Here is a 20,657-nt window from a genome sequence, read left to right as displayed (position 1 = left end):
AGTCGACGATCTCGTTAGCCCTGGCTGATGCGCTTAGTTGATGATTGTTCTCATCAGGCCGGGCCGATTGGCTTAACTGATGATTGATCTCATTAACCCTGGCCGATTGGCTTAGTTGAAGATTGTTCTCATTAGCCCGAGTTCGTTTGCTTACCTGGTAAATGAGCTGATTACCGCTGATAGGTGGCTTGGTTTTAGTGGTGCAGCTATTGAGCGCTGCCGAACTCAGCTTATTGGGTTATCTTATTTTTAAACAGGAAGGTTATGAAGGAATTAAAAGTAATTGGCGTCAAAGAGATAGCTTTCACAAGTCCTATTGCTGAGATTTCAGGTTTATTGGACAGGTTGGATAAACATCAAATGAATAATGTTCCGTGGCCTTCATATCCTTATAAACCTTCTGCAAGTTTTACTATTGCTTATGGTCCCGATTGTTTGTTCCTCAAGTATTTCATCAGTGAGAAACAAATCAGGGCGGCAAATGATGTTCCCAATTCGCCGGTCTGGCAGGATAGCTGCGTGGAATTTTTTGTAAGTTTCAATGAGGGAAAAACTTATTATAACTTCGAAGTAAATTGTATAGGCACTATCCTGGCGGCCCATGGTATCGATCGGCATCACCGGGATTTTCTACCGGAAGCAACGATAAACAATATCAAAACCTTTTCCCTGATTGACAGATTGAGTACTCCTTCACTCATTCACTGGGACATGACCGTGGTGATTCCGCTGACCGCTTTTATTCATGATAACATACATGCTTTGGCCGGTGTCACTGCGAGTGCTAATTTCTACAAATGTGGTGACGCCTTAAATGATCCGCACTATCTCAGCTGGAACCAGGTAAACGCACCGGAACCCGATTTTCACCTACCTGAATTTTTTGGAACTTTATACTTCTGATACAGGTACAGGGACGGGAAATAGCTATTTGCTGATATTTCCTCTTTTGTTACATTGTGTCGATGTCTTCTGCTGATGACAATAAGCTTCCCACCTTAAAAGAGCTCGCCCGTCGTTTGAACGTCTCTGTCTCAACGGTGTCCCGCGCTTTGATAGATCATCCGCGCATCGGTCTTGGTACGAGGCTGAAGGTGCAGCAACTGGCAAAGGAAATCGGCTATGAGCCCAATGCCAAGGCCATACTGTTTAAACAAAAAAGAACACAGGTCATCGGTGTGGTACTGCCATATATCCGGGAAGAGTTTTTTAGTGAAGCGATCAGCGGCATTGAAACGGCAGCGATCGAACACGACTATACCATTTTGTTTGGTCAGAGCTATGATGACACTGTCAAAGAGATTAAGGTGGTGGAAGCGATGAAAAAACAAAGGGTAGACGGGCTCATTATTTCTTTATCAAAACAAACAAACACATACGATCATCTCCACGCGCTTGAAAAATATAATATTCCTGTAATTTATTTTGATCGTGTTCCGCCTTTTGAGACGGCCCACAAGGTTTATTGCAATCTTTATAAGGGAACCGTTGAGATGGTGGGTTGGTTGTTTAACCAGGGTTACAGGCGAATTGCTTTCATCAATGGTCCGGATAAGATCATGGCCAGCAGGGAAAGGTTAAATGGTTATATCGAAGGCATATCAAAACAAAAACTGAAAGTGGATATGCAGCTGGTTGAAAAAACGGATCTTTCGAAAGAGAGTACTTATGCTGCTACCAGGAAACTTCTCGGGTTAAAAAATCCTCCCACTGCCGTTATCACTTTCAACGATTACGTACATATGGATGCTGTTCAGTATGCTGAGCGGCAAGGCATCAAAGTGAACAAGGACATCGTTTTCGTGAGTTATGCCAACCTGCCTATAACCAGTTACACGGCATACCCGCCACTTGCTTCGCTTGAGCAATATCCCCTGAAACAAGGTCAAAAGGCAATGGAATTGATGATTAATTTGTTGACTGACCGGGAAGGAAAAAACAATCCTGGTGATACTTATTTTCGGGAGGAACTGTCGGCGACACTGGTGATAAACCCTTTAGCCCTAACCTGAATATGGTCAGGTATGCCTTTTAAACAATAATTACTGGGTCGATGACCTGACACAGGCATCAAAAGACCGGATACAGATGTTTTAGATGGGTTTGGTGATACGTTGTCAACTGGCTTCATCCCACAACCTCATTCGTAAGGCAGTTTACTTTTTTGGACTTGCCCCAATCAACTGAACTAAGATCCGCATCGGTAAAGTCTGCATTGTGTAATTTGCTATCAGAAAAATTAGCGTTTGAAAGTTGAGCACCCCGGAAGGATGTACCAAACTTCCTGGTGATAAATGCGGCTATCTTTCGCAGTCCATTAAATCCCTCTTTACCACTCAATGCTCTTTTACTGATCATGGCACAGGAGACTGCCATAAGCACGCTACCTATTCCTCCTCCAAGGCTTTTGCCAAACATGCCACCTGCCAGGGCAACCACCAGGAAAATGATGCCGGATACCGACCCGGCGGCGGTTCTGGCAATAGTTCCAACAATAAACATGATTACTACCAGGAACATAGCGAGTAAAAGGTCCATCATTCCTTTGCCGGTACCAAGGCCCGACACATACCCGAGGAAACCTATTACGACAGCGATCACGATGAGCGGTCCGAGTAAATGGGAGATAGCTTTTGCGCCACCTTTCAGGTAGAAATAGACAATAAAAAGCACCACAACTATGATTGTTGCAAATCCGGAGGCCCGGATGTTTGAATCTTCAGAGTTAACCATCCCCTGGATATACCTTCCTGCCAGCATAGCGACGTATCCGGAAAACAACGAGACCACAGTGGCAGCCAACAAGATCATGAAGGTATTAAGTGGCGTAATGCCTGTTTTAGTACGACTGAAATCTGCAGAGGTTAGATTTGACCGGGTGAAACTCACTCCACGCAGGTCGCTACCGGCGAAACTGGCATTTGAAAGATCCTGGTTGCTGAAAGAGCTCCCCCGCATATTTTTATTTGAAAAATCTTTGCTCATAAATTTCTAAGGGGTTATTGGGTGAGTAATAAGGTTGTCACTTATGTTCTCTCTGATACGGAGATGCCTGGGAGACGTGCACCTGGGGGTTCCAATTACATGCCAATTAAGGCAAAGAGCAAATCGCAGCTTCTTAGGTTGTTGATTACTACCCCAAAGAAAAATTATTTAATCATCATCTGTGATTTTGTTCTCTATCTATAATAACAGCATTTCGAACATCTACGAAATATCGTAATTGAATTAACAGGCCGGGACAGTGTAGGTGGTTCGTCCTGGACCCTGCTCGATCAGGTTTTCGGAGCATCATCTTCTTGTCCTGTTGTAAATTCTGGCCCCCCTTTTGCGAGTTAGTTCATCACTGTGATGCTGAATCACAGCTATTTTGAAAATGTTGTCCTGAAATAATCAATATTCAGTCTTTCATATTACATATTATCCAATATCCAGTCAAACCAGCTTATGATCATCAGATGTGTTGTGATAGATAGCGTGTTTTCCGTCATGTTTCAACTACATGAATGGATTGAACAGTTACCCGTTGTCAGAATTGTTGAAATGTTCGACAACAGGACTTCAGCCGAAGAATTTCTTAAGACAAACGAGGTGGACCTGATAATAACCTCCAGTGACAGAGACGATGCCTCCTGGGTCAAACGAATACGCTCAAGATTCGGCAATCTCTTCGTAATAGTGATGAAAGACAGTGATGATAGCCTACCAGCGAAAAAACCACAATTCAATCTTTGTTATCTCCAAAAGCCACTTGCGTTGAGCGGCTTCGAATCTGCAATCACCAGGGCGGTGGACTATTGCCGCAACAGGGACGGGTCTTCCCTGGCCAGCTTTTTTGTCCGTTCAGAGTACAAGCTGATCAGGATCGAAATGGAAACCGTGGAATATATTGAAAGCATCGAAAATTACCTGAAGATCATCCTGAATAACGACGAACCGGTTATGACGCTAATGACCTGGAAAGAACTCTTTCAGAGAGTTCCCAAGGACAGATTAGTGAGGATCCACCGGAGGTATGTGATTCCCTTAAGTAAGATAAAATGGGTTCGAAGCAAAAAGGTGGTTCTGCCAGGAATAGAACTGCCAATCAGCGACAGCTATTTTCCAACAGTCAGGAACTTGCTAACCAAGTAAACCCGCGGCGTTAATGAACATTTTTTGTTGGTGAGGTGCCTGCTAATTTATGCTGCAGATCCAGTAATGGTTGCTGGGATATCTCGAAATGTTTAGACGTCAATCGGCCAGGATCTGAAATGATGCCTATAACCAAACCAGGGTCCAACCCCGATGAATGCTATGACGACCATGATGCTGATCAGAAACTGCAGCCAGGACGGGAAATTTGACGTCGGATGTCGGGGGGTTGAGTGTTGAACAGGTAATTGACTGTAATGGTTTATGCACTTAAAGGAAATGTTTTCTTAGTTCTTCCATTCGGACCTGAACATCATTCAGATTAACAAAGCCTTCACGCGGATGATTTAATTCGTTAATAAGATTGAGGGTTATTGTCATTACGATGCAATAGCCCACCAGCAGCAAGTAATTTCTTTTGTGACCCTTGTAGTCTGATCCCAGGAGAAAAGCCGCTGCAATAACCAGGAACAATAAGGTCCCTACAATAAGTGGTGGCACCCTGTTGACCCTGGCTACATCCCTGGTAGTAATGATATCGATCATGTCATTAAGCACCGGGATCATCACCGTTGACCGAAGCCGGTATCTTTCATCGTGGGAATGAAACGTTACGGTTTTCCAGATCTTCATGGAGAGCCGATCGGCATTCTCCAGTTCTTTCTGTATTTTACCGGCATCTGCTCCTGCCTCATAATATGCAATTCTTGATTCCACATATTGTTTGAAATTTTCACGGAGAGGGGTCCGTACACTGTCCGGATACATATCGGCTCTGAGTATGGCGGTCCCGATGATATTAGCCTCATTAACTATAATTTGCCTTCTTGCTTCAAACTTATACACAGCAACCGAAAAGGTAAATCCCATTAACAAAGACATCAATCCAAGAATAGAGCCTTCAATCGATCCCATCTCTTCTTGTTTTGTCCCGGGATTATTTTCAAGCTTCTTCTTCTTGTAGAGGTAACCCATCCAGTTACTTCCGACAATCAGCAGGAAAAAAACGATAAACAGTAAATAGGTCGGTTGCTGAAAAAACTTATCCACCATACGATATGTTTACCTCATTCATGAAACTTAAAATACTTCGTTCAACCCAAAAAAGAAACCACCCGACCCGTACTTTCCTTTAGCATAATCGATACAGATGGTTGATCTGCTTTCTTTTTTAAACAAAATCCGTAGCCCGCCACCGGCGGCGTGATCCAGGTATTGGAATATTTTTTTTCCCATATCGTCTGAGGCAGTGGTGACATTGATAAAGGCTACCCCGCTGATCAACTTGTTCCTGGTGATAGGAAACCGGTACTCACTTTCAAAATACGCATAGGCAGGACCCTTGAAGCGTCCTATTGTATATCCCCTGCCGCTCCGGTTATACAGATCGTATCCGGTGGCCGGCAGTGAGAGATAGGGGATTGTTCCGTCAATTCTGTATGCTCCCAGATGCCAGAATGCAAGGACGTGTTCAGGTCGCTTACTGCTCAGGCTAAAATATTTACGGAAATCATAAATTACCTGTACAGCGGTTTTTGTACTACCCAACCATTTCTGGTCAACGACAATATTGAAGTCGGCATAGATTCCACCGTATGATCTGAGCGGATGTTCACGGGTGTTATATTGAATGGCGAGTAATACTGCGTTAGACGAATATCTTTCCGGGTTCAGCTCATTTCTTTGACTATAACGGTAGTGTGGAGTACTCTTGAGGGTATCAAGTTTGTCATCGTCAATTTTATACCGGATATTCATGCTTACTCCGATCCCTGCATAAAGATGGTGGCCGATCGCTTTATATAACTTCTCGGTCAGCCGCACATAATTGAATCTTATCAGGAAAGAGCTATCACTGCCGGTGCGATAATCTGCGTTGCCTGTCCCGATATTATAATCGGTAATCATGAATTTTGATAATTGCCAGTTTCCCTGGAAATTCCATTTATTCCCGGCTGTAAAAACATTGTGTCGCGCCTGGGCGGTTATAATGCCTTTTGAAGTATAAAGAAATTCAAGTCCAAATGCAGACAGATCAGTGTTTCCCTTTTCGCCAAACTGTTTTATGGCAGAAACTTTTGCCCCGATCACGAAACCAAAACTTGGGTTATAACCTATTGACGGGAGTAATGCAATGGTTTGGCTTTGTTTAGGTTTTATTGAATCTCCTTTGCTCTTTTTAAATATCTTTTTTAGAATGTCACTGAAGTCCGTCACATTCTCCACCATAGTATCAGCCGGAATAACTTCTTCCTGGGAATAAGCAATGTTTGTCAGGAAACATACCGAACATATCAATACTAATCTTAAACCTGCGTACACGGAATCAAGAATAGATTTGTTTTGCTGCCCTGTCATGATTGTACTGCGCTGAGGCAATCGATTTATCCGATGTTATGTAATAGCTGATCTGTTTTGATCTCCGCCGTAAATGATCCGGATCTGGCTGGCTCCATATTCCCTTGCTGATTTAATCACGTGGCTCATGGTAATCACCAGGACGACCGCAGGCAATCCCATACCTCCCACGTACCCGGCGGGCAAATAATTTTTTAAGGGGTTATTTTAAAAATCCATCTTTTTTCATCTGTGCCGATACTACGTCAGCAATGGCATTTACTGTTTTGTCTATTTTAGATGGATTAACGGTTTTGGTCGTGGCGGTCCATAGTAGTTTATCCGGGTTCACCGAGTAAACAGTCGATTCAATAAAATAATTTTTATCAGTAGTATAATATCCCGGGGATGAATAAGCGCCGGCACCATAACCATAATACCTGCCATAGCTTCCATAATAAACCGGGGAACTTCCAGGTACGTAAGAGGTTTCTTTCTCTATATCAGCCAAACGCATCAGCACGATATGAGTGAATTTCCCGTCCACCAGCATTTTATTCAACACCTCATCATTTGCGGCCTTGATCATATCTGAGGTCAGCAGGGTATAGGAAGCAACTGCCGGTGCCATCTTGCTGATTCGCTGGGCAAGCTGGTCTTCGATTAAACGGCGCGATGTTTCATCTTTAACCATTGCTACAACGAGTGCCTTGCTCGATGGGCCGACGTCAACGCTTCCACCCGGTTCTTTCCAGGATTTTACAATTTCTGTTGAAGGTGAGCAGGCAACCAGGGTGCTGATGATAAGGGTCAGTAAAACTAGCTTTTTCATCTTTGTTTTTTTAATTGATTGGGTAACATTGCATTCGACCATGGAATTTATTTTCAGGGAGCTTTTTTTTCTGACGCTGTTAACGCTGTTGTGTCTTGTCCAGTTCGCTGATCAACGGGATATTGCTTTGCACAAATCCTTTCCAGGCAGTTTGCAGGTATATTTCCAGTTGAAGCAACTTTGCGGCTTTTACCGGTCCCATTGCTTTTTTAAGTTTGCCATAGTATTCCTGGTTCAACTTGTCAAGGCTCAGCGTATTGGATAACGCACCCATCGCCACCTTATCCGCCATGGTAGCGTTAATGGAATCGAGGGCTACATACTCTTCAATAAGTTTCAGGCGTTCAGTAGCAAGTTTTTCTCTTTTCTTTTCATAATCGCTGTAGATCGGCCAGAACTTGCCGCCTTCCTGTACGTCAAGTGCCATGTATTCCTCAACAAGGGTTTTTTTATCTTTCGAGTACGCTTTTTTGATATAATCCAGCTCCGGATCTGAAGATTGGGCTTCGACAAGGACAATTGAAAACATTAATACGGCGGTAAGAACAAATAACTTTTTCATGTTGCGTTTTTTAATGACGATGATTTTTTGATGTGGTGTAATCAATTGAAATTTTCAGAAAATTTCCTGTAGAACGGGAGATTGATGGTTGTATACAGATTCTAATTGCGTGCCAGATAAATGAAAGTAAAGGTTGCTGTTCCCTAGGAGGTTGATTACTATAGCAAAGAAAATTTTTAGCGTTAAATCACTGATAATCCTGCTCAAAGAGTGGATCACCGGATATCGGAGATTCACGAAATATCGTGAGTTCGTAGAGGCTTATCTGGTACAAAACGAGGATATTAAAGCTCCTGCATATTCTTATTAAAATGAGCCGGGAAATTGCAATCAAACCAGGTTTACAAACCAGGTAAATAAATATTTATCACTAGATTTAATATACCGATTTCTCCACTCCGACAATTTTGCCTCCTTGTTTATGCCGGCAGCGCTTTTAAGATTTTTCTTCATAACCATTGCTTTGATGTCCCTCCGGGAGGCAGGTGCACAGAAAACTGATAAGGTGTATCTGAAGAATGGGGACGTGATTACCGGCGAGATGAAAAATATGCAATTGGCGAAGCTGAACTTTGATATGACCGGGCCGGGGATCATCAGCATAAAATGGGAAGAGATTGTAAAGTTGAGATCTGATAAAACTTTCGAGATAACCCTGCAGAACGGCGATGTTTATGTCACAAAGCTGGATAGCGTTTTTTTTGAAACCCGGAACATCAGTTTGAATGATATAATAGAGATAGTGAAGATAAAAAACAAGTTCTTCAGGAGACTTGAGGGAGATGTCTCTCTCGGCTTCAATTATAACAAGTCAAGTGACATCTTCCAGTTTAATTTAGCAAATTCGACGACATACAGGAGACCAAAGGAGGAAACCACCTTTGGTTTGAATATGGTTCTTTCCAGGTCGTCCAATGATACAATCACCTCCAAAAAGCAGGACGCAACTTTCAGTGATCTCCGGAAACTCCGGGGCCTATACTTCCTGATGAATACAGTTGGCTGGGAGCGAAATACGCAGCTTGACCTTGCAAACCGCTTTCTGATTGGTACCGGCGCTGGTAAAATGCTTTTTACGAACAATCATCAAAGGTTGCTGACAGGGCTTGGGCTTTCATATAATATCGAACAGTTTTTTGAAAGCAGTGGATACGTTGGCAATCTGGAGGCACTGGCAATAATCCAGTTTAAAAAGTTCCGGTATTCTTTCCCTAAAGTTAGTATTGATGCACAATACGTGGTTTATCCCAGCTTCTCTAACTGGGGCCGGGTGCGCATGAATGTAAGGGTTAATACAAGCCTCGAGGTTTTTAAGGATTTTTTGGTCGGGTTAACCTTTTATGATAACTATGATAATAAACCTTCTGAGAGTGCTGCTTCAAACAACGACTATAGCGTCTCATTCACTATCACCTATAAATTCGGGAAATAGACTCGCAAAACATCCTGAGAAGTATAAGGCAACTCGTTCTTTGATTTTGATGGATGGCAGTTAATCAAAACGCTTCGGCAAAACTGAAATAGGTGCCCTTGATACCGCCAGGGCCAAATCCAAAGTCAAGCCTCAGATTAGTGTTGTGTTTAGTATCAACCCTGATACGAAGACCACCTCCATAAGATAATTTCCATCCGTCGAAGTTCAGGTTGCTGTATTTATCAGCAACCCTCCCTGTACCGATCCACCCTACAACGCCAAATATATTCCAGACCGGTGCCCTGTATTCCAGCTGCGCGTCAACAAGTACCTTATCCCGGTACGCTCCCTGGTAGTAGCCACGCATCTGCCTTTCCCCGCCCATCATTGATAACTCATAAAACGGAGTATTGCCACCGTTATAATTTGTGGTAGCCTGAACGGCAATTACATGCTTCAGCCAGGGATTGAAATATTTTCTGAGATCAATTTCGATATGGGTGAACTCATAGTCGCTGATAAATTCCGGGTGATAAACCAATATCCCCATAAGGTATGCTCCCTGAGTAGGATTATAACGGTTTAGCCGGTTGTCAAAGGCTGCAGCCAGGCCCGTTCCTACAGTAAATCCTCCTTTCAAACCCGAAACATTGTCTTTGATCAGGAAACTATTGCTATCTGGCTTAACATTAAAATAGCTGGAGACATCCAGGGGGATACCTACATAGAAATCTTGTTTTACGCGCACAAGATTAGTTGCGAAAAACTTTACCCGTTCGGCCTGCACTTCCTCCATTCCCTCTTTGGTTACATCATTGCCTATCCCAAAAATATATTCAGGTTGCTTGCGATAATTGAAATAGGCCAGGATCATATATTTGTTCTCTTTAAAAATCAATTCTGTTGCGACAGAAAAATTGATCCTGCCTTTGGTAGAGAAGGTCACCACTTCAGATAATTTGGAAGGCTTGGAAATAGTATCTTTTTTTGATAGCTCAAAAATGTTATTTTTTGCCAGCCCAAAAATGTTTCCCGCTTCAGGCGAATACGAGATAATCGGTGCAGGAAATATTTTAAAAAATCGTTCGGCCTTTTTGTTGAACTGGTCAAATTTTGAGAGCGGCTTGGCTGGCGCGGCAGTATCCGCCAATGATGTTGGAAGCGTATCGGTTTGTGCAAATGTCTCTGAAAAAGAAAAAGCTATAGATAGAAGACTACTTATCCAGGTCAGCAGGCGCTGATATTTAATTTTCGTTCTCATATTTGTGCGGTTGTTTTTTTATTATACCCCAGTCCTTTAAACATAAAATAGCGTACACCTAAATCAGCGCTCCACGTATAGCGGCCGATAAAGTCTCCGAAAATACCTGCACTTGGTGTAACCCATGCATTAATTCTTGGAGTTATTGCATATCCGAAACGACTTCTGAGGTTCATTGATAAGCCACCATTTACATAGTCGATAAACCATTCCGGCGCTATAACCAGCCAGGCTCGTCTTGAGAATGTTTTGATGCCGATGAGCTGGATCTTTGAGAAATTGATATCATTGCGTGATTCTTCTCCACTCACAGAAACTGCCTGCTGAAGAAGCACAGCCAAAATTATCTTTCTGGCTGGTACAATCTTCGAATAACTGATTACCGGTATGATCAGGTTTTTTCCTGTGCCAAGTAAAGGAGATTGTGCGGTATTGAGGCTTACTTCTACCGAAGCTGTAAAGGCTGATTTCTTCGATTCGAAAAACTTGAAGCCCAGCAGGCGAAATGAAATATCACCGATGCCAGATCGTTTTGGTTTTGCCGGTGAATCATATGTATTGTGAACATAAGGTAAGTCAAGGCGTGTGGTAAACTTCTGCCCGATCTTCACGATGGTTCTGAGAACAGTCTGGTTCAGGTAAGAATCCCTCTTGTCGTAGCGTTGCAACTCATTAAAAACTTCCACCCTCGTGAAAAATTGTGATGGATCCTCGGCGCCGGCAGTATGGTTTTCGTGCTTCAACGTATCGGGGGAGCTTTGTCCGTAAAGCAAACTGCCACAATTAAGCATGAACATTAAAAGTAGCAGTTTGCCCATATTTATTTTTATTGTTTATACTCCTGCTTATCCTTTTTTTTCGCTGGATTTTTGCCAATCGGAATGCCAGCTGTTAAATATAGGACCCGGTTAAATTGACTCGGTGTTGAATCGTCAACAACAACATCTATGAAACCATAGTAGTACTGGAGGTTCAGGTTCATGCCATTTCCACGCAGTAACCTGTACCCCAAACCGATTGCGAGACCCGCGTCAAGTGCATGGTACAGATCCCTTGTATCGAGTTTATACCGGAGGTCATTTTTGTCATTTACACTTTTTGTAAACTCATCGAAACATTTGCTTCTTAATCCAAGTTGTATACCGCCTTTCACAAAGAAGTAATTTTTGAAAGTGTACTTCATCATTAGCGGTACATTGAAATATCTGAGTTTCCTCGCTACCCGCCCTCCCACAAACGCACTATCAAGACCTGGATCCTTAAGTGTATAAACAGGTAGATCATCTGCCCCCATTGGCGACTTTACGATTACCCCCGTATTGAACATCCAGTTTGGGTTCCTGGTCTTAATGTCAAAATAGAAACCCAGGTTGAAGCCGGTCAGGCCCCTGGATCCGTCAAGGTTTTTCAACCATGACCAGTTAACGCCACCTTCTAGTCCAAATTCAATCTTTCCTGTGTTAAGTTTATCTCCCAGCAAAAGAGAAATCAGCACCTGCGATCTGGAGGAAGAGTAAACAAGCAAACACAAGATTATCAATGACAGTTTTCTCATTGGGTGCAAGTGTTAATTACAAACCAAAACGGTATTGCAATCCTCCGATGAATTGTTGACGGCTGCCAAGGAAACCATATTCTCCTCTTATCATCCAGTGTTTATTGAGCTGAAACTGTGCACCAATTATGAAGTTCCACGCATCTTTTAATCTCTTGTTTAATGAATACTGCACTGTTGAATTGCTGATGGTATTCAGCGCTCCGTCTGCAGCCGACAATATACTGCCGGCTTTTTCAAGCGCCCTGTTGGCCGTTTCATATTTGGCTTTATTGACAGGGTTGTTTTGTTGCGGTGGTGTAAGGCTTCCCCACCATGCATCAACCTGATTTTGCGCTTCGGCCACTTTTTGCTGACCGGCATCAATTTTTGCACTCGCCTGGCCATCCCCCTCTATCACCTCATTAATGGCGACTGATCCATTGGTTTCAGCGCCGTATTTTATACGGAATCCGCCTACCCACATGGCAATATTCTGCTCAGGTTTTTTCAACTTAAATGATTTACCGAAGCGTGGCCCGAATACAAAAGTGTTGACAGGATGATCCAATGCACTGACATCGCTCCAGGTCCAGTTCATGTCGAGTGCCAGCCAGCCACCACCTATTCCTATAGTCGGGGTTAATCCGAAGCCCAGCGTGGTAGCTGAAAAATTTGCTTCGGTTCTGTAGTTCGCAACCTCCTTCCAGGTATCAGTGCTATCCGGAACATAAAGGCCAAAGTCGACAACAGTCGAGGGGTTGGCTACCGCTATAATTCCATAAATATTTAAGAATGGAAGGATCCATACATCGGGCCTGATGTTTAAAGCTGTAGCTTCAGATATCGCCTCGTTAAACCTGATGACCTCATCGAGATCATATGGTGGCGCATTATTAAATCCGACTTTCAGGTCTTCAATGATCAGCTCAGATTTTTGCCAGACGGTGTTTATCCCGAGGCCGGCAGAATAGGGGAGATTAAAACCTTTTTTCGTCGCTTTCTTCCCAAGGATCGGTAAAATGTATGGATACTCTGACTTTGTGAGGCTATCTTTTAATTCAACGTTCTTTTTACCAACTTCCATATTTGAGTAGACCTGGCCAAAAGCAGTTGTTGAAAATACAGCCATGGAAGCCACCAGGATCGTATGGCGAACAAACGGTTTGATATTGCTGATAAAAAACATAATCTCAGGTTTAAGTGTGTATTTTTCCATTCAAGTGTTTGTTGCCTTAAGTTTTAATCATTCGCCGGTAGGAGCTTCAAATGAGAAGCCCAGTTGGCGCAATGCATCTGCTTCATTATAAAAAGTTCTGCTTTGCACAATTTTCCCGTTCTCGATCTTATAGACTGCATTCACCCATAAATTGATCGGGCCACGACCGTCCTTGTATTTTATGGTGAGAAAGGCCCAGTTCAACACCCAGTCACCCATTGCTTCTCCATCTGTAGAGCTGATTGCGAGTTCCTTGTGTTTAGTGTACTCAAATGTTTCGTAAAGGTTTTCAGCGTTGAATTTAAAGGCCTGGACCGCTTCTTTTTTTGTAGTCGAATCACCAACCGAAGGCCCATATCCTATATAGTTATCAGCCAGGAGAAAATCGATGGTTGCTACATCTTTTGACTCTACTGCTGTCATAAATTTTTTGGCAAGGGCCAGATTTTCTTTTTCCTTGTTTTGAGCTTCATCTTTACAGGAATTCAGGCTGATGCTTATGAGGACTATTAATAGTACTTGCTTCATAATCGGATGTTTTTGTGGGGTGATAGTTAAATGTTTTTGTTGATCAGCATTATTTGATTGTATATCCCTTGCCTTCAAGACATGCGGAGAACCCTTTCACGAAAGTTGCTTTGATTTCGGCTTCCTGGCTTTTCACGTTTGCCTGGGCTTGTTGGTTTGCCTGCGCCTGCGCTTGTTTTCCGGCCCTTCTTCCCGCCAGGCCCCCTGCTACGGCTCCGATGGCTGCTCCTTTACCTGCATCCCCGGCTATCGCACCGATGGCCACACCGGCTGCAGCGCCTCTGGCGGCTCCTCCAACAGCTGCTCCGGTGGGACCAGACTGAACTTCTGCCGGCTGCACCTTTGGCAGATTTAAAGGATCAATACCTGTTTGCTCCATGGACCATTTATAACATTCGAATTCATCTTTCTTCTGTTGATCCTTGCTTTGCCCTTTAGCCGGAAATACAATCAGCTTCAAACCATTTGACATCTGGTTATATGTCATCTTCGAAGTATCAGGTAAAGCAGGCGGTGCCTGCGCGGCAACTGTTTGAAAAAAACCCGCAAACAACACCGGGAATAGCAATCCGGCTACTGTGTTGAAGAAAAAGCTTCGTTTCATTTTTTTTGTTTTTAATGAATGATTACAATGATTATTAATTTCCCGGCAGGCTCACCTCCAGGCCTGCCTGTCTCTCATGTAGTTGTTTATGAAGATTTAACAAGGGCACCTGGTTAACAGGTACCAGCCCTGTTTCGGGTCGGTCCAACGCAAAAATCAGGAACATCACTACTGCAAAAGTGACTCCCAGCAACAGGTTCATGCTGAAACTACCTTTACCGGATACCCCGAACTGGTAACCAAGCACAAACATTGACAGAAATCCAATAATGAATAACACAGTGAGTATCGCCCTGGGTATGCGATACACGATCACCAGCGTAACACGGATGTAGTATGCATCTATGATATCATTCACCGAGGACGTGTACAATGCATATGATTCCGAACTACGGTCCTGAGCCGAAAGTGCCTCAGTATAGCTCCACAAAGTGTCGAGTATGGTCTGAGAACTGCGAAGTGCCTGCTCCATTTTGGAAAGGTCCTTCACCAATTCAACTCGCAGGTCAACATATTTCACCAGGTGTTTCCTCGTCAGCGACCGGTATGGTTCCGGAATAAGCCCGGCACGGAGGTAACCGGTTCTGATGTCTTTTACTTCTTCCATCAGCATGGTCTTTCTTGAATCATAACGATTAGCAGCAATCTGGAATGTAAATGCCACCATGAACGCCAGGAGAGCAAAAGCAGCAGACACAACAGATTCAATAGGTATGTTCTGGATCTCCAGGTCTTTTTTACGATGTTCCAGCCCAAGCCATTGACCCATCAGTATCGGAATGATCACTGCCGCAAGCGGGAGCAGGAACATCCAGACAAGCTGAACAAAATGCACCTGGGTCATATTTGCCATGATTTTGTGTTTAGCATCTCTCTACTATTTTATTCTTTATCCCTGTCTCTGTTTTTTTCCCGTTCTTCAAAATCCGATAGTCAGTTCATATTGCTTACCCGGAACGCCTGTATGTCAGCTATAGGTCCATGCACTATTTTTTCATCTTCTCCAAGGGTGAAATAAGCACCTGTCAATAACTGGAATTCCATTGAAGACATAAATAATTTCATAGAGTTCCCGTTCAGCCAAAGCGAAAAGAAATGGTAATGACCATCGTTGAATACATCTGCTGAAAGGCTGTGTTCTATACACTCGGGCGGTAATTGATTAAATACAAACCTGAATGTTTGTTCAAATTCCTTACGCTTGTTACCGGGAACATCGCCAGACATTCTTAGGAAGTGCAGTGTGTTTTTTTCCATCTTGGTAACCAGTTTTATATCGGTAGAGGTGAAGAATGGGCCGAATCACTTTGCAGAGTTTGCAACAGGTGTTCAGGAGTTGCTAATTGTATGCCAGATGAAAAACCTAAAACGACAAACAACCTATAGTGCATTGATAATGATGAAGAAGAAAAATATTAGACTCACATGCTTTATAAAATGCCTCAAACGCCGCTAATACCGCATATCGGAGATATACGAAATATCGTAAGTCAACCTGGGAAATTCGTTTTGTTATTCAGTAAAAATGAGAAGATTGATGTAAAAAGTGGCTAATCCTGAACGATTGTTTTACACGGTTTCATGTTTCCATGGGACCAAGATTTTTAGCTTCTTCATCCGGGATCTTAATGTGTTGGGATGCATTACCAGCTTTTCTGCCGCACCATTTTCGCCATTTATTTTCCAGTTGCACTCCTGCAATACCTTGAGAATATGTGCCGTCTCCACCTGTTCAAGAGAATTTGTTGGAGCTGCTTCGGATTTACTGGTTTCAACGTGTTCATGGAACCAGTCCAGTTTCAGCGTATGATTATCACTTGAAATGACGGCCCGCTCGATAACGTTTTTTAGTTCACGTATATTCCCGGGCCAGTCATAATCACAAAGTCGATTCATATCGGCTCTAGACATGTTTTCGAACTGCTTGCCATGTTTTTTTGATTTTCGCTCAATAAAGTATTGGATCAGCAAAGGAATGTCTGCATTTCTCTTGCGGAGAGGCGGAATGGTAATCGGAAACACGTTCAGCCTGTAAAAAAGATCATCTCTGAACCGGTTTTCTCTCACCTCTTTTTCCAGGTCGGAATTTGTTGCTGCAATAACCCTGACATCCACCTTTATGGTTTGATGTCCACCGACTCTTTCAAATTCACCGTTTTGCAATACCCGTAAGAGCTTGGGTTGTAACACCAATGGTAGTTCCCCGATCTCGTCAAGAAAAATGGTACCTCCATTTGCTTTCTCAAATCTTCCGACCCTTGACTGGATGGCGCCGGTAAAGGCTCCTTTTTCATGACCAAACAATTCGTCCTCAATCAATTCAGCAGGCAAGGCACCGCAGTTCACTTTTACAAAAGGCATTTTATTCCTGAGACTTGTCTCCTGGATAAGATCGGCAAATGCTTCCTTCCCGACCCCCGTTTCCCCAAGCAGTAAAACACTCGCATTTGTCGGAGCCACCTGCTTTGATTTTTGTATGGCATAAATAAATGGCCGGCTTTTCCCGACCACTTTCTGCGGCATCCCGGTCGGCATACCATCCTCATGTGGTTCGAGCTTTTCTTTTTCCAGTTCCGCTTTTAATTGTTGTATCTGTTTAAGCGCATCTTCGAGACGGGTTACATCTGACCCAATACTCATTCTGCCTATCATGTCCCCGTTATCATTATATAACAGGTCGCTTGTCCAGTTGATGATCCTTTGTTTTTTATCCCTGGTTAAGACCGCATTTTTGCATTTTGTTATGGCTCCACCCGTTAGCATTGTATCATCAATAGCTGCTGTATTTTCTGACGTTTCCTGGACGTTTATACAGTGATCGGACCAGTTGGTATCTATTAACTCTGAAGCCTGCTTGTAGCCCAACAGGTTTAAACCGAAACGATTAATGTATTTTACTCTCCCCGCTATGTCCGTGTTGATGATGATGAGTTGAATTTCGTCGATCATAGATTGCCAGCGGCTTTCCTTCAAGCCAATAATTCTTTCGAGGTGAAAATTTTTATCCGGATTGGCTTGCAATTGTATCCCTATGATCACGATAAATGCAATGGGGCAAAGGTTGAGGGGGAAAAAGATATCGGCCCATTGTTGTGAAGAAGCAAGGCTGCCTGACTGGCTGAGAGCGCCAAACAAGTTAAACAATGTAAAGACACCCAATGCTGCAAAAAGCCAGTATGCCCTGCTTTTTTCACCGGCGTTGAACTGGAAGTACGCTGCATAAAAACCATATGCAAACACCACCAGCAGTATGCCTGCTGAGGCTATTATCCATAGTTTCTCTGAGCTTCCTGCGGGTGTCCGGGTCATCAGTATATAAGCAATGATGAGCGCAACACTTACGCTTATAGGAATTATTCTGGCCTTGTGCCCGGAGTAGAGGGAAACAAACCAGGGGAGCATCGCTATAAACGCAAAGCTGAAGAATCGTTTAATATTCAGGTTGGCTGGATAAAAAGCGGAATCCGTTATAATGAAGCCGGTAGGTGGCAGCAAAATGAAAAGCACAACAGACAAACACAAAACTGAGAAAAACAGATCAATCTTTTTTCCGCTCTTATGCATTGCTTTCAATAAGCTAAGAAGTCCCATAGCTATGGCGATTCCGGACGCTAAGAGTGCGGTGGCGTAATAGAAAGTTTCCATCGGTTTATTTATTTGTTAGCAACAAATTGGCTGGCTAAAATCTATATCCAACCATTACCATGTACCTGAATCCCAGGCTGGTTGTATTGGCAGAACCTTGTCTCTTGAACTCTCCCTCATCAATAACCTTATTGTATCCGGGAAATTTTTCTTCAAGAGCCTCGTTTACGGCCTCGAAGAACTTCCGCCTGTCTGATTCCGATAAATTACCCCCAACCGATGTTTTTATATCGTAAAAACCCAAACCGGGTCCCGCAAGTATCATATCCAGGGAAATCCGTCTCCAGAGAATAAATTGGTATCCCAGTTCAAATCCTATCGTATGGATGGAAAATGAAGTCTTTGTTTCAATCGTCTGCGGGGCTCCTCCGTTGGCGCTTTTTAAGCTCCACTCATTAGTTCGTTCGTTAAAATTGTAGGCATAGTACGGTCCAATATAGACGCCTCTTGGTGCTTCATATTTATTTTCTCTTGAAAGATAAAAGCGATAGTCAAACGACAAATTGAACCCTTTTTCTTCTTCGTTTGAGTTGGCTCTGAGGGAGTCAGTACTTATGAGATTAAGCGTAGGAAAACTCGCTCGGCCAACGTTCACCGAAAAAGACTGGCGATTGTTTATCAGCCTTTCATATCCGAAAATGAGCGATTTCGTGCTTAAAATAAACGGATTCGTGATATTAAAACGTATGGTGTTCTTGTAGGTTTTTTCTCCTTCCACCTTTTCTTGTGCAACCAAAGCCTGGAGCAAAGTATGCAAGACAAGTATAAATAAGACAACATTTTTCATACTTCGAATTTTAGAAAGCATTATGTTGTTCGCGGTTCAGTTTCATCGGGGTTCATAATAAGCCTTGTTTCTCCCAACGTGGCCTTGCTATTACGAATAGATGCATAAAATCCTCTGCTCAGGATCCAAAATCTTTTTACGTATTAAGCCGCGTGATAATTTAGATTAAGGTGATGTTCAGGATTGGATGTGCACGTGCAATTAAGCCAAAAGCTTGGCATCTTATTGCCGGCTGTGGCCTGCTTTTGAAACGATTTATAATATTATGCCGAAAAAGCGCAGTCTATGCGCGTGCTACCTGAATGCGGCCACTTTTTGCCGCTGCAATCAAGGCCCTGTAATCTTGGTCATTCTGATCTGCATAGGCAAATGCAAAACGGACCATCGCTTGATCAAGTACATCGCTGTTGCCTGTGTAACCTGCAATCATTGCGGCATCTCCCGATTTTGCGTGAGCCAGGGCCAGAGCCCAGGCACAAAGGCTGCAGTATGCCTGCATATTTTCGAGCTTAGTGGTCTGCGGATCAAATTCGACCCCGCCTTTCATATCCCTCAGTTGTCGCACATAAAAATGAATTCCGTCCAGCTCTCCCCATCCAAGGAAAATATCCGGGGCACCCTGGATAAGTCTTTGTCCCTGGACGATCCGCTCGCCACAGTTAACATAAACTGAACCTGGCAGAAACCTTTCGAGTACGGACTGTTGTGCTTCTTTGACCTGGAGAAATAAAGGATCTCGGGAATGGGCACCCCTAAGATAAATCACCCAACATCTTGTTCCAACGCTGCCAACACCAACCACCTTCCTTGCAACATCAACAATCTTATAGTGACTCAACAGCTTTTTACGATCATCGTTGAGCGAGCCAAGATAAGATCTGAGTAAAGATGCAAGAGCAATTTCAATAGGTACACCAGCCTTTGAATGCGTTTCATGTACAACGAGGGGAGGATCATCTTTCAGGCGATGTGAATTTTCTATTATGTCTGTCAGTTTGCCCAATACCTGTACATGCGTTCTGGACCTGGCCTTACTGGTTATCTTTTTCATGCCTTTCTGCTGCGCAGGGGTAATCGTTTTCATGATGTCCTTTTCATTTATGGTGGAGTACCACAACTCCAGATTACCCATATCTGCATATTGCCGCAGTCGTTTCCTGTACGTACTAACGGCCGCTTTAACGGAGGCAGCGCATAAGGCCTTGTCTGCTCCCAGGAACTTTCCGCCCACAACAATACTTGTGACTAACCTTTGCAGATCCCATTCCCAAGGACCCGGAAATGTCTCGTCGAAGTCATTGATGCCGAATACAAGGTTCCGTTCCGCAGATGCGAAAACCCCGAAGTTCGCAACGTGCATGTCTCCGCATGCCTGGACCGTAATTCCCGTTGTAGTATTGGTGGCGGCCAGGTCCGATGTCATTATCCTTGCAGCTCCACGAAGAAAAGCGAAGGACGAACTAAGCATGCGGGTATGTCGGATCGGGACGAGATCCTGTAGACGTGATTTATTCTGTTCTTCCAGGATGGCTATAGGATCAGCCCTGTCTGGCAAAACCTTAAAATCTCCAAGCCTTTCCCGGGGAACGGATTGACGTATGGCCTTCCCTGCAGCCAGTCGTTCTGTAATTGTCTGAGATTCCGACTGAAAATCACCTGGCGGTTCTTCCCACATAAAACTGATTTTTTTATATGCTTGATCCGGTATTTTACGGATACTTTTCCTGACGAAGTGCGTAACTAACAAGTGCGGCCCTCACCGCTTATCATATAGCACAGCACATAAAGGTCTGATCAACT

Annotated in this window: 20 protein-coding genes; 4 read left to right on the top strand and 16 right to left on the bottom strand. The window is 43.5% G+C overall.

Features of this window, described 5'->3' with window-relative positions; genetic code table 11:
- Positions 1–264: 264 nt before the first annotated feature.
- Entirely contained in the window at positions 265–903 is a 639-nt protein-coding gene (locus ACX0G7_RS06695) for a carbohydrate-binding family 9-like protein (protein WP_458922660.1), read from the top strand.
- A 62-nt stretch (positions 904–965) separates the two neighbouring features.
- A complete protein-coding gene (locus ACX0G7_RS06690; protein WP_458922659.1) occupies positions 966–2,012 on the top strand; it encodes a LacI family DNA-binding transcriptional regulator in 1,047 nt (348 codons plus the stop codon).
- Positions 2,013–2,127: 115 nt separating this feature from the next.
- On the opposite strand, the gene ACX0G7_RS06685 is transcribed toward ACX0G7_RS06690, so the two are convergent.
- Positions 2,128–2,985, bottom strand: a complete 858-nt coding sequence (locus ACX0G7_RS06685; RefSeq protein WP_458922658.1) for a pentapeptide repeat-containing protein — start codon at positions 2,983–2,985, stop codon at positions 2,128–2,130.
- Positions 2,986–3,447: 462 nt separating this feature from the next.
- Here ACX0G7_RS06685 and ACX0G7_RS06680 point away from each other — a divergent pair, with 462 nt between their 5' ends.
- Positions 3,448–4,134 (top strand): LytR/AlgR family response regulator transcription factor, encoded by a 687-nt coding sequence (locus ACX0G7_RS06680; protein ID WP_458922657.1) that lies wholly within the window; start codon positions 3,448–3,450, stop codon positions 4,132–4,134.
- Positions 4,135–4,404: 270 nt separating this feature from the next.
- Here ACX0G7_RS06680 and ACX0G7_RS06675 read toward each other — a convergent pair whose 3' ends face one another.
- The 4 genes from ACX0G7_RS06675 to ACX0G7_RS06660 form a co-directional block, all read right to left on the bottom strand.
- Complete coding sequence (locus ACX0G7_RS06675) at positions 4,405–5,187, bottom strand: bestrophin-like domain (protein WP_458922656.1); 783 nt, start codon at positions 5,185–5,187, stop codon at positions 4,405–4,407.
- A gap of 27 nt (positions 5,188–5,214) precedes the next feature.
- Positions 5,215–6,492 (bottom strand): BamA/TamA family outer membrane protein, encoded by a 1,278-nt coding sequence (locus ACX0G7_RS06670; RefSeq protein WP_458922655.1) that lies wholly within the window; start codon positions 6,490–6,492, stop codon positions 5,215–5,217.
- Between the two features lie 202 nt (positions 6,493–6,694).
- Positions 6,695–7,303: a hypothetical protein gene (locus ACX0G7_RS06665; RefSeq protein WP_458922654.1), complete on the bottom strand. Its 609-nt coding sequence runs from the start codon at positions 7,301–7,303 to the stop codon at positions 6,695–6,697.
- Between the two features lie 79 nt (positions 7,304–7,382).
- Positions 7,383–7,865 carry a hypothetical protein gene (locus ACX0G7_RS06660; protein ID WP_458922653.1) on the bottom strand — a complete coding sequence of 161 codons (483 nt, stop codon included), beginning with the start codon at positions 7,863–7,865 and terminating at the stop codon, positions 7,383–7,385.
- A gap of 421 nt (positions 7,866–8,286) precedes the next feature.
- On the opposite strand from ACX0G7_RS06660, the gene ACX0G7_RS06655 reads away from it, so the two are divergent.
- Positions 8,287–9,297 (top strand): DUF481 domain-containing protein, encoded by a 1,011-nt coding sequence (locus ACX0G7_RS06655; protein ID WP_458922652.1) that lies wholly within the window; start codon positions 8,287–8,289, stop codon positions 9,295–9,297.
- Positions 9,298–9,361: 64 nt separating this feature from the next.
- Here ACX0G7_RS06655 and ACX0G7_RS06650 read toward each other — a convergent pair whose 3' ends face one another.
- The 11 genes from ACX0G7_RS06650 to ACX0G7_RS06600 all read right to left on the bottom strand — a co-directional run bounded on the left by ACX0G7_RS06650 (position 9,362) and on the right by ACX0G7_RS06600 (position 20,532).
- Positions 9,362–10,540, bottom strand: a complete 1,179-nt coding sequence (locus ACX0G7_RS06650; RefSeq protein WP_458922651.1) for a BamA/TamA family outer membrane protein — start codon at positions 10,538–10,540, stop codon at positions 9,362–9,364.
- Positions 10,537–11,358, bottom strand: a complete 822-nt coding sequence (locus ACX0G7_RS06645; protein WP_458922650.1) for a hypothetical protein — start codon at positions 11,356–11,358, stop codon at positions 10,537–10,539. The genes ACX0G7_RS06650 and ACX0G7_RS06645 overlap by 4 nt, the downstream gene beginning before the upstream one ends.
- 8 nt (positions 11,359–11,366) lie before the next feature.
- Positions 11,367–12,095: a porin family protein gene (locus ACX0G7_RS06640; RefSeq protein WP_458922649.1), complete on the bottom strand. Its 729-nt coding sequence runs from the start codon at positions 12,093–12,095 to the stop codon at positions 11,367–11,369.
- 16 nt (positions 12,096–12,111) lie between these two features.
- On the bottom strand, positions 12,112–13,293 hold the full coding sequence (locus ACX0G7_RS06635; RefSeq protein ID WP_458922648.1) for a hypothetical protein: 1,182 nt from the start codon (positions 13,291–13,293) through the stop codon (positions 12,112–12,114).
- Positions 13,294–13,320: 27 nt separating this feature from the next.
- On the bottom strand, positions 13,321–13,821 hold the full coding sequence (locus ACX0G7_RS06630) for a nuclear transport factor 2 family protein (RefSeq protein ID WP_458922647.1): 501 nt from the start codon (positions 13,819–13,821) through the stop codon (positions 13,321–13,323).
- Between the two features lie 49 nt (positions 13,822–13,870).
- Positions 13,871–14,425 carry a glycine zipper domain-containing protein gene (locus ACX0G7_RS06625; protein WP_458922646.1) on the bottom strand — a complete coding sequence of 185 codons (555 nt, stop codon included), beginning with the start codon at positions 14,423–14,425 and terminating at the stop codon, positions 13,871–13,873.
- A 34-nt stretch (positions 14,426–14,459) separates the two neighbouring features.
- Positions 14,460–15,278 (bottom strand): bestrophin-like domain, encoded by an 819-nt coding sequence (locus tag ACX0G7_RS06620; protein WP_458922645.1) that lies wholly within the window; start codon positions 15,276–15,278, stop codon positions 14,460–14,462.
- 80 nt (positions 15,279–15,358) lie between these two features.
- Positions 15,359–15,682, bottom strand: coding sequence for a hypothetical protein (locus ACX0G7_RS06615; protein WP_458922644.1), 324 nt, complete (start codon positions 15,680–15,682; stop codon positions 15,359–15,361).
- 312 nt (positions 15,683–15,994) lie between these two features.
- On the bottom strand, positions 15,995–18,070 hold the full coding sequence (locus tag ACX0G7_RS06610; protein ID WP_458922643.1) for a sigma 54-interacting transcriptional regulator: 2,076 nt from the start codon (positions 18,068–18,070) through the stop codon (positions 15,995–15,997).
- A gap of 34 nt (positions 18,071–18,104) precedes the next feature.
- A complete protein-coding gene (locus tag ACX0G7_RS06605) occupies positions 18,105–18,857 on the bottom strand; it encodes a hypothetical protein (RefSeq protein WP_458922642.1) in 753 nt (250 codons plus the stop codon).
- Between the two features lie 283 nt (positions 18,858–19,140).
- Positions 19,141–20,532: a DUF2252 domain-containing protein gene (locus tag ACX0G7_RS06600; RefSeq protein ID WP_458922641.1), complete on the bottom strand. Its 1,392-nt coding sequence runs from the start codon at positions 20,530–20,532 to the stop codon at positions 19,141–19,143.
- Positions 20,533–20,657 lie beyond the last annotated feature (125 nt).

The organism is Flavitalea antarctica, assembly GCF_054461535.1.
Note: the sequence above shows the minus strand (reverse complement) of the source record. Positions and strands in the feature narration are given on the sequence as shown.

Bases quoted from the DNA above. Each gene is read 5' to 3' on its own strand.
- ACX0G7_RS06645 (WP_458922650.1), bottom strand. From the start codon at position 11,358: ATGGGCAAACTGCTACTTTTAATGTTCATGCTTAATTGTGGCAGTTTG.
- ACX0G7_RS06640 (WP_458922649.1), bottom strand. From the start codon at position 12,095: ATGAGAAAACTGTCATTGATAATCTTGTGTTTGCTTGTTTACTCTTCC.
- ACX0G7_RS06660 (WP_458922653.1), bottom strand. From the start codon at position 7,865: ATGAAAAAGTTATTTGTTCTTACCGCCGTATTAATGTTTTCAATTGTC.
- ACX0G7_RS06650 (WP_458922651.1), bottom strand. From the start codon at position 10,540: ATGAGAACGAAAATTAAATATCAGCGCCTGCTGACCTGGATAAGTAGT.
- ACX0G7_RS06635 (WP_458922648.1), bottom strand. From the start codon at position 13,293: ATGGAAAAATACACACTTAAACCTGAGATTATGTTTTTTATCAGCAAT.
- ACX0G7_RS06690 (WP_458922659.1), top strand. From the start codon at position 966: ATGTCTTCTGCTGATGACAATAAGCTTCCCACCTTAAAAGAGCTCGCC.
- ACX0G7_RS06620 (WP_458922645.1), bottom strand. From the start codon at position 15,278: ATGGCAAATATGACCCAGGTGCATTTTGTTCAGCTTGTCTGGATGTTC.
- ACX0G7_RS06655 (WP_458922652.1), top strand. From the start codon at position 8,287: ATGCCGGCAGCGCTTTTAAGATTTTTCTTCATAACCATTGCTTTGATG.
- ACX0G7_RS06695 (WP_458922660.1), top strand. From the start codon at position 265: ATGAAGGAATTAAAAGTAATTGGCGTCAAAGAGATAGCTTTCACAAGT.
- ACX0G7_RS06600 (WP_458922641.1), bottom strand. From the start codon at position 20,532: ATGTGGGAAGAACCGCCAGGTGATTTTCAGTCGGAATCTCAGACAATT.
- ACX0G7_RS06670 (WP_458922655.1), bottom strand. From the start codon at position 6,492: ATGACAGGGCAGCAAAACAAATCTATTCTTGATTCCGTGTACGCAGGT.
- ACX0G7_RS06675 (WP_458922656.1), bottom strand. From the start codon at position 5,187: ATGGTGGATAAGTTTTTTCAGCAACCGACCTATTTACTGTTTATCGTT.
- ACX0G7_RS06615 (WP_458922644.1), bottom strand. From the start codon at position 15,682: ATGGAAAAAAACACACTGCACTTCCTAAGAATGTCTGGCGATGTTCCC.
- ACX0G7_RS06665 (WP_458922654.1), bottom strand. From the start codon at position 7,303: ATGAAAAAGCTAGTTTTACTGACCCTTATCATCAGCACCCTGGTTGCC.
- ACX0G7_RS06680 (WP_458922657.1), top strand. From the start codon at position 3,448: ATGATCATCAGATGTGTTGTGATAGATAGCGTGTTTTCCGTCATGTTT.
- ACX0G7_RS06630 (WP_458922647.1), bottom strand. From the start codon at position 13,821: ATGAAGCAAGTACTATTAATAGTCCTCATAAGCATCAGCCTGAATTCC.
- ACX0G7_RS06625 (WP_458922646.1), bottom strand. From the start codon at position 14,425: ATGAAACGAAGCTTTTTCTTCAACACAGTAGCCGGATTGCTATTCCCG.
- ACX0G7_RS06685 (WP_458922658.1), bottom strand. From the start codon at position 2,985: ATGAGCAAAGATTTTTCAAATAAAAATATGCGGGGGAGCTCTTTCAGC.
- ACX0G7_RS06610 (WP_458922643.1), bottom strand. From the start codon at position 18,070: ATGGAAACTTTCTATTACGCCACCGCACTCTTAGCGTCCGGAATCGCC.
- ACX0G7_RS06605 (WP_458922642.1), bottom strand. From the start codon at position 18,857: ATGAAAAATGTTGTCTTATTTATACTTGTCTTGCATACTTTGCTCCAG.